Annotated in this window: 6 protein-coding genes; 3 read left to right on the forward strand and 3 right to left on the reverse strand. The window is 53.8% G+C overall.

What is annotated here, in order from left to right; translation table 11 throughout:
- Nucleotides 1-383 precede the first annotated feature (383 nt).
- On the reverse strand, nucleotides 384-1,910 hold the full coding sequence (locus RSSM_RS08135; protein WP_173403142.1) for a sulfatase: 1,527 nt from the start codon (nucleotides 1,908-1,910) through the stop codon (nucleotides 384-386).
- 117 nt (nucleotides 1,911-2,027) lie between these two features.
- Between RSSM_RS08135 and RSSM_RS08140 the strand changes: the two genes are divergently transcribed.
- A complete protein-coding gene (locus tag RSSM_RS08140; RefSeq protein WP_044301765.1) occupies nucleotides 2,028-3,260 on the forward strand; it encodes a winged helix-turn-helix domain-containing protein in 1,233 nt (410 codons plus the stop codon).
- 81 nt (nucleotides 3,261-3,341) lie between these two features.
- Nucleotides 3,342-5,033, forward strand: coding sequence for a hypothetical protein (locus tag RSSM_RS08145; RefSeq protein WP_236621013.1), 1,692 nt, complete (start codon nucleotides 3,342-3,344; stop codon nucleotides 5,031-5,033).
- On the opposite strand, the gene RSSM_RS08150 is transcribed toward RSSM_RS08145, so the two are convergent.
- Complete coding sequence (locus RSSM_RS08150) at nucleotides 5,011-6,177, reverse strand: aromatic ring-hydroxylating oxygenase subunit alpha (RefSeq protein WP_008676497.1); 1,167 nt, start codon at nucleotides 6,175-6,177, stop codon at nucleotides 5,011-5,013. The genes RSSM_RS08145 and RSSM_RS08150 overlap by 23 nt on opposite strands.
- Nucleotides 6,178-6,879: 702 nt before the next feature.
- Between RSSM_RS08150 and RSSM_RS08160 the strand changes: the two genes are divergently transcribed.
- Nucleotides 6,880-8,142 (forward strand): Gfo/Idh/MocA family protein, encoded by a 1,263-nt coding sequence (locus tag RSSM_RS08160; RefSeq protein ID WP_008676499.1) that lies wholly within the window; start codon nucleotides 6,880-6,882, stop codon nucleotides 8,140-8,142.
- 165 nt (nucleotides 8,143-8,307) lie between these two features.
- Here RSSM_RS08160 and RSSM_RS08165 read toward each other — a convergent pair.
- The coding region (locus RSSM_RS08165; RefSeq protein ID WP_044301767.1) for a DUF1559 family PulG-like putative transporter at nucleotides 8,308-8,575 on the reverse strand (268 nt) is incomplete at its 5' end.

Genomic DNA, 8,575 nt, shown 5'->3' on the forward strand with positions numbered 1-8,575 from the left:
CCGCCCACACCCAGGCATTTGAACAGAATTTTCCAAATCAAGGCAACGCGATCCCAACGCCCAATACGCAACATGTCTCTCTCTCCCATGGTCGATTCGCAACTACCGTTCATCGACTGGTAGCCGACCAGAACGCCCCAACGTGTCAAGAACCCACCGCTCTCACCGCTCGTCTATCGGAGTCATCTGACACGGTTTTATTCCCGATCAACGATGGATTCCGAGCCTGCACCAAAAAACTTTTGCGAAAAACTCTGTAAACCAACCAGCCGACGGACGTTAGCCGCGGTTGCCTCAAAAAAACGCGGCAAACGCTGACCGGCTGATGAGCCCCAGTTCGGTTCGAAGCAGCCAAAGGCCTGCTCCTCCTTCGCAAAACCTACTTACCGCTCGACGACCGCATTGGGAGGTAACGGGACCTCGTTCAAGCGTCGCCAACGAACCAACTCCGACCGCATTTGATCGGTCGTCTCCGGCATGGATTCGACGAGGTTGTGTTGTTCTTTGGGATCGTTGCTGAGGTTATAGAGTTCCAACTTTCCGTCCGCCAAAAACTCGATCAACTTGTACGAACCCTTGCGAATGACCGAGCACGTGCCATGCTTGTACCGACTCGCTAGATGCCAATACAGCGACCGATCGGCAAGCCTCGACTCGTCACGTTCAAACAACGGCACCAACGATTCGCCATCGAGCACACCTTCGTACCGGATACCGGCCAATTCCATGAACGTTGGGAAGAAATCAATTCCCATCATCGGCACTTTCGTCCTTCGTGGCATAATTTTCCCGGGCCAGTTGATGAACGCTGGAACGCGAATGCCACCTTCATAAATATGCCCTTTGGATTCACGCAGCAAATCATTGCTACGCCCGTTCTGTCCGTTGTCGGATGTGAAGATAATCAGTGTGTTGTCACGCAGTTGGTTGTCCACAAGGAATTTCTCGATGCGCCCAACGTTGTCATCGAGCGACTCAATCATAGTTGCGTACTCGGCTTCGAGAACTTGCTGCTTCCCCTGTTTCATCCCTTGGCCCGTTACCGGATCACCGGGCTTGCTCATGTATTTGTCGAGCAGCTTTTTGCTCCGCGCTCGGAGCGGCCTGTGGACGGTGTAATAATGCAAATTGATAAAGAAGGGCTCGTTTCGGTGGTCACCCATGAACTCGATCGCTTCATCTGTTAAACGATCGGTTAACCACTCATCGTCGGGTTTCTGCTCGAGAAACGGATTGCTGAACGGGGCGAAGTAGCCACCTGTCTCGGATTGATACCCACCAACCTCTAACGCCGGATCACCTCGATAAGTGCCCCCAATGTTCTTCAAATAGCCTCGTCCCTCCGGATAATACACTCGGCACGCATCCGACTTGTGGTACTCGACCCAACTGAAATCCGACGGCTTTGGTTGAGAGAGTTTGGCCTTCAACGGAAAGTCGGCTGCCATTTCCTTTCGAGGGTACGGACCGACAAGATGCCACTTGCCAAGGTGAATGGATCGGTAGCCGGCTTCGGCGAGAGGTTCGCTGTACATCGTGTGCTCTTCCCCCACCGTCCACCGGGAAAAGAGGTTCTCTTGCGCACTCCCTCTTTCGAGCACTGGAACGGTGTAAACACCGGTCCGAAACGATTGCTTTCCCGTCGCGATCGCGGTTCGCGAGGGGGAGCATGTCGGATACATATACGCGTATTCGAAAATCACTCCGTCCTTGGCCAACCGATCGATATTCGGTGTTTCGTAAAACTGCGATCCGTTGAACCCGACATCGGCGTAACCAAGGTCGTCGACCAAGACAAACACAATGTTGGGCTTTTGCTTCGGCAAGTCGGCAGCCTGAACGTGGTTCCCCGCTGCGTGCAGAACAGCGATCAACAAGCTCAACAAAACGACACGCGTCTGAGAGGTCATATTTTCTCCGATGGTGTGAACTGTGATGACGATCATTGTAACTCGTCCGCCCGCTGCATGTTTCCCCGTGGCAGCCACCGGGACATCGCTCAGCTAAATTAGCTTGCTCGTCGGTCCATGTCCGTCCACGTCCTCCACTGTGTCATCCTCGTGCAATCGTTTGAACTCTCCATTCCACAAGCCAGGCGACTGGTCCTCCGATGCCAGGGCCTCCACAAAAAAAGCCCGCTCGGCCGCGGCACTGTGGGAGCGTTGAAATGTGTCGAACAGCTAGGTTACATCCAGATCGACACGATCTCGGTTGTCCAACGAGCCCATCATCACACCCTCTGGACTCGGGTGCCGGACTTTCGGAAAGAACACCTCGACGCTTTACAGAAAGATCGCAAGGTCTTCGAGTACTGGGCACACGCGGCCTCGTATCTGCCGATGCGAGATTTTCGGTTCAGCCTTCCATACATGAACGCGATCGCCGGCGGGCAAAAACACTGGCACACTCCCGACAAAAAACTCATGCAGCGAATGATTCGGCACATTCGCACCGAAGGCCCCGTGATGGCTCGGCATTTCGAAGACACCGGGGAGGGAAAGTCTCATTTTTGGGGTGGTTCCAAACCGGCCAAGATCGCGCTCGAACAACTTTTCATCGAGGGCGAACTGATGGTCAGCCATCGCGAAGGATTTCAGAAGGTGTTTGATCTCACCGAACGAGTTCTGCCCTCTAGCGTCGACACCCGTATTCCATCACACGAAGAGTTTCTTCGGCACCTGATCACTCGAACGATTCAGGCACAGGGAATCGCCTCGGAACCGGAGATCCGCTATCTCCGCAAAGGAATCAAAGCCGACCTGTCTCGGCAAATTCAACAGATGATCCACGACGGTGAAATCGTTGAGGTGAAGATCCAAGAAAATCCCACGTCGTACTATTCCACGCTTGATCTCGTCGAAACAGCTGCCTCCACTCGCACATCGAAACGAACCCATCTTCTATCTCCGTTTGACAACTTCGTTATCCAGCGAAAACGGATCGCGGCGTTATTCGACTTCGACTACCAGATCGAATGCTACGTGCCGAAACACAAACGGCAGCACGGTTACTTTTGCCTGCCGATACTTTTTGGTGATACGATCATAGGGCGATTGGATCCCAAGGCAGACAAACGTGAAAAGACTCTGCGAATCGAAAACCTCGTCCTCGAAAAATCAGTCTCACAAAAAGAACAACTAACTCGGCAACTTGCGAGCACACTCCGCGACTTTGCCGAGTTCAATCAGTGCACCGACTGCCGCATTCTCAAAAGCAATGACAAACAGTTCGTGAAAGACCTTGCCAAACTGCTCGGATAATTCCGAACCACGTTGGTCCCCTTTCGAACACGTCTGCTTGCGACCGAACATGCCACCACGTTTTCTCTCAAGCGATCGTTCATGAAGATGCCATCGAAACGAAGGAAGGAAATCTTGATCGCTGCAACGGCGGCTTTCTTAGCGATCGCTGTTGCGTTGCCCTTCGTGATCGATTACGTCAGCGTCTCGCGGCGTCGTCATGTTCCTCTGCCACCCGGAAATATCGCAACGCCGAATGAACGAAGTATCCGTTGGAACGACGAATCGGAACTCACTCGAAAAGTCTTAGCCTACTGGGCCGAGCGACCGCTCGGTGACTGGAAGAGCGAAGGAAAGATCAAAGCCCCTCGCACACTCCTCGCTCGCTTGATGCTAGGCGTTGACTTGGCAGCCACCAACGACTACCTCTTGTCGCAAGAACCATGGGGAAACGTAGGATCAACCTGGCCCGGCAATCCAAACGGTGACTACGACTTCACTCTGGCTGGTTTAATTCCCATCTTGTATCTGTTCGGCGACGATCCTGATGTGCTGTACCCTCAGACGCGCGATCACCTCGTCGAGAAACTCATCCCAATCGACGGTGGAGAGCCTCTGCGAATGGTCCCGCGTACGGCAGGCCTGGTCCCCGACACCGAAAACCATCTGCTCATGACAGAGGGTTCACGCTATCTCAAAAACCGATGGCTGATGCTGCATGGAGATTCCTCGGCCACATACGACAACATTGCCAACGGATTGGAAAAGTGGCTGCTCGGTTTCATCGAAGAGCTCCGATCGGGCGGGCTCTACGAATTCAACTCCATTCCCTACGAAGGCTACACGCTGACGGCGCTGCTCAACCTAGAAGCGTTCGGATCCACGGAAGTTCAGTCGGCGGCACGGCGAGTGCTCGATCAACTCAATTGGAACTATGCCGTTGGGAGTTTGCGTTTTCGACGCTTTCCTCCCTTTCGACGTCAGTACGCGCACGCGAGCGATACGTCGCTGATGGGTGATCGACATGTCGGGTTGACCAAACCTTGGATCAGTTTATTGCCTGAACGCCCCGAGAACTTGAAACTGAATGGAAATCAACACATCGCGATTTGGGCGTGTTGGTCGCCATACCGATTACCCGATCGGACGGCGCGGTGGATCCTCGAAAAGCCAACCGACTATTTCATCCGAATCGGCCACGGTGCCGACAGCTCTCCCGAGATCTATTCAGGCGGCCCGGGCTACCTGCTAAGTGCCGGCGGTGTCAATCGTGGCCCCCGCTCTCTCATCGTAGCTCGACCGATAACCCTTTGTCTCGACGATGGTGCAGACGATTTGTCGGGCGTGGTCCACCTCTCCGGTCCTGGAAAAGATTTTCGCCAGTGGAACAACACGGGCGTGTGGCGGAACACGGCCGTCGCAGCAGGCCCGGTCCATCTCCCTTCCAAATGGGAAGCGTCGGCCGAATCAAGACTGTGGAAGGTCTTCCAACGCGAGGCAGATCTTTGCGTGGGCGTTCATTCACAATCGGATCTCGGTGTGGTTCACGTCGTTCGCTCAGAGAACGCAGAACAAGTCCTCGATTCACTCGACAAGTCCAACGCAAACAAAGAAACCTTGCGTTCGGCCTTCCAAATCCCAAACGGCCCGCGTCTCGTTTACGACGTTGACGCCCCCAAAAACCGATGGGTGATTCAACGCGTCAATGACCAAATCATGGATCGCAACTTCGACGCGTGGCCCGCCATGAGCGGCACGACCGGATCGCCGGTCACACCTCGGGATGATCCATAGGCTTAACACCACTCCCCTCGGGCTTGTCGTCAAAGTTTAATGCGACATCAAGTTCACAACCGCTGGCGACATAGTGTTGAAACGCGTGTACGAGTTCCTCCCGCACGCTAATCGTTCCGCGAAACGGACTTGCCTGCATTCCCAGTTGAATCCCCGGATAGAGCGCAGCATCCTCCTGCAGGATCCGTCTGATGACCCGGCATTTCAATCGCCCCCAATGCTTAGTGAGTTGACGGGTTACGCCGTTCTCTTTCTCGGCCCGAAGCGTGAAGACGGCAACTTCCATCCGGCAGGACGTTGGCGACGTGGGCACCACACTCATGACCTGCAACATGGCATCAATCCGGATCCAAAACAGATTGGGAAAGAAATGAGCTAAACGATATTGATGCGATACATCGGATTCGATTCGCGAAAGCCAGATGTTTGCAAAGCGTTTGTACCAATCCGGCGTGACCAAATTCGCATGAAGATGCGATCCATATTCGTGAATCTCATGATTCAAATCGCTCTCGCCATCTCCAAAAACGAGTGTTTGTGGATGTACCGCATCGGCATGATACGTTTCGACAGTGTTCTCAACGACGACCTTCCAGTTTGCGTCGAAGTCATAATTCCATCGCTCCGAGAAAGCCCAACGATCGGCAGGGTATTCACCCGCCAATGCGGCCAACTTGGCAGGCAATCCGTTGTCGTCGTTTGCCTGCGGGCGCAGTTTCGCGAGGATAAGCGGGCCGCACCGAATGGTTGGAAATTTACGTAAACATTCCGGTCCGCCTTTGAGAGGTCGAAACGATCGTGCGTCGGGAATACGCGCCGTTTTTCCTTCCTGATCGAATTCCCACCCATGGTACTGACATGAGAGCTTCGGGCTGCTTCCTGATGGCAGAGCCGTTAACACGCTATGCCGATGAGGACACACATTGAGAAACGTGCAATGTTCGCCATTGAAATTCCGGATCAGGATCGGCATGCCCAGCAATTCACGAGAAACAAAGTCTCCGTTCTTGGGCATCTCATTGACGAGTCCCACGAGTTGCCATGACGGAAGCAGCAATCGTTCGACTTCTTTGGAAAATTGCTCGGCTTCCCAGTACATCTTGGGAGGCAAGACGTGCATCAGCTTCGAATTGTGAACGAACATGTTCTTCCTAAGATCCAATCGACGCAGGTACTTACGATACGCCAAGGTACTTGGTCAGTCACACGACGCAATGCCAACGCGTACCGACCCCTTATCGGTCCAATCACAGCAATACGAGCGTTCCGAAATTCAAAATCACACGTCAATCGGAATAGTCCAGGATGACGATTCGCGATGTCACCAAAGTAGGTTCATGAGTTTCATGGCTTTCTTGGCTTGAGGTGACTCGTCACGGACCGCCACACAACCACGGATCAGTTTATCGTTCTCTTCTCTACCATCACAGCGATCGGTGTCCCCATGCGTTTGATCGGCTTTCTGATTTTGCTTTCGCTGGCGAGCTCGTTCCCGGCTGACCAGCCCGTTTTTCCTGGCCCATCCGACCAAGAGTACTTTGTTTGATGCAGCGAGTAGAGCGTGAGTTCAAAATAATCCTGATCGAGGATCCCGGAAGATTTCCGTTGAACGGTTTTGATTTGGCGTTGGTTCGCTGTCATCCTAGTCGTTGTGTTCTTGTTCTTAATGATGATCTTGTACGTGCACGCGGTTTGACCGTGGTTACCCCGTGCAAACGAAACGGTTGAGGAGCGGCGAGGTGGAGAAAAGTAATTTCATGCGTGGCGAACCAAAGAGCATCTTGGTCGAGGTTGATCTGCGAACTCGGACAACCCCAATCTAGAAAACAACACGCGACCAATCGCGATGGGAGATAACAAAATGAAGAAGATGAGCGTCCTGATGGTAGGAACCGGCGAATACACCACAGGGTTTGTTCCTGACGCCGAAGTCGCCTCCGACAAGAAAGCCGGAATCGTTGGCACGACACTTTTCGATCTACGCCGCCGTGGGCTTGTCGATCGGTTGTTGATGGCCGGCACCAACGGAACCAAGTTTCCCGCGATCCGACAGCACCTCAATAACGCACTTGCGAAAACCTATCGCGACATGGACGTTGCCTTTGACAGTTATCCCGCCGACGACGTGCCACGCGATGGCATTGCGTATCGATCGGCACTCGATACGCTGCAGCCAGGAGACAGCATTATCGTTTTCACCCCCGATGACACACACTATTCAATCGCGATGGAAGCGATCGACAAAGGCCTGCATGTTCTCGTTGCCAAGCCGATCGTGAAGACGGTTGACGAACACCTGAACCTCATGCGAAAGGCGAACGAGAAAAACGTCCTCGTCGCGATGGAGGTCCACAAACGTTGGGATCCGCTGTACACCGACGCTCGTGACCGTGTTCGCAACCTTGGCGATTTCAGTTTTTTTCAGTCGTACATGAGTCAGCCCAAGTCACAACTCGATACGTTTCGCGCGTGGGCGGGCAAGTCGAGCGACATCAGCTACTACCTAAACGCGCACCATATCGATTTCAACGTTTGGTCCGTCGGCCACCGTGCCCGTCCGATGGTCGTTCGAGCCTCCGCCGCGACGGGCGTTGCCCATGCGATGGACATCCCCACCGAGGACACGATCACTCTGACCGTTGACTGGGAAAACATCGAAAGCGGAAACAAAGCCACCGCGATCTACACGTCGTCATGGATTGCTCCGAAAGCAGACGTTCACTCGCAGCAGCGATTCTTTCTGATGGCTCATGGTGGGGAGGTCAACATCGATCAGGCTCATCGCGGTTATTCGCTCGCAGTGGACAATGATGGTTTCAGTTCACCGAACCCACTGTTCATGAAATTCACGCCGGACGCCGACGGATATTTCTCTGGCCAGAACGGCTACGGCTATCGCAGCATCGAAGTATTCCTGCGTGCAGCCGAAGAGATTCGTCAAGGAAACGCCCACCCGAATGACTTCGACGGCAAACTCGCCACCGCTAACGACACCCTCCTGTGTACCGCCATCCTCGAAGCGGGAAGACGCAGCCTCGATACAAACGGCAAAGCGATCCACATCGACTACGACGACAACGGCGTCGTCTCGAGTTTGCAAGAACTGTAACGCTGCAGTGGACGAGACGACGACATGTTGTTGCCCCACAAGTCGACGACGATGCCGTCGAACGTGGCGGGCGATAACGCCGGCTTAGTCTTGGGACGCCAGTTTAGTCTTTGAGCACACTCAACCTGTTAACGTCGAGGATCCAGCCGATGGCAGCCTAACGAATCAATACTCACCGAGGACTTGTCGATCGTCACGTAGCATCAGGTTGAGGAACACACCTTGGTCGACGGTATCAGTCAACGTCCTGGAAGAACCGTCGCACATGCCGATATGTACCAAACCTGCGTGGAAGCTGAACGGTTGGCTCTTGTTGGTATGATTGATGGATCGATACGTTCCGCAGGTGTCGATCGTCGCCTCCCAAGCGGACGTCTTGGTACAGTCGGGCGGCGTATCAGGAACATTCGGGTTGGACGAAGTCGATTTGCCC

Source organism: Aporhodopirellula sallentina SM41 (assembly GCF_000346505.1).
In the GTDB taxonomy this organism is placed as follows: domain Bacteria; phylum Planctomycetota; class Planctomycetia; order Pirellulales; family Pirellulaceae; genus Rhodopirellula; species Rhodopirellula sallentina.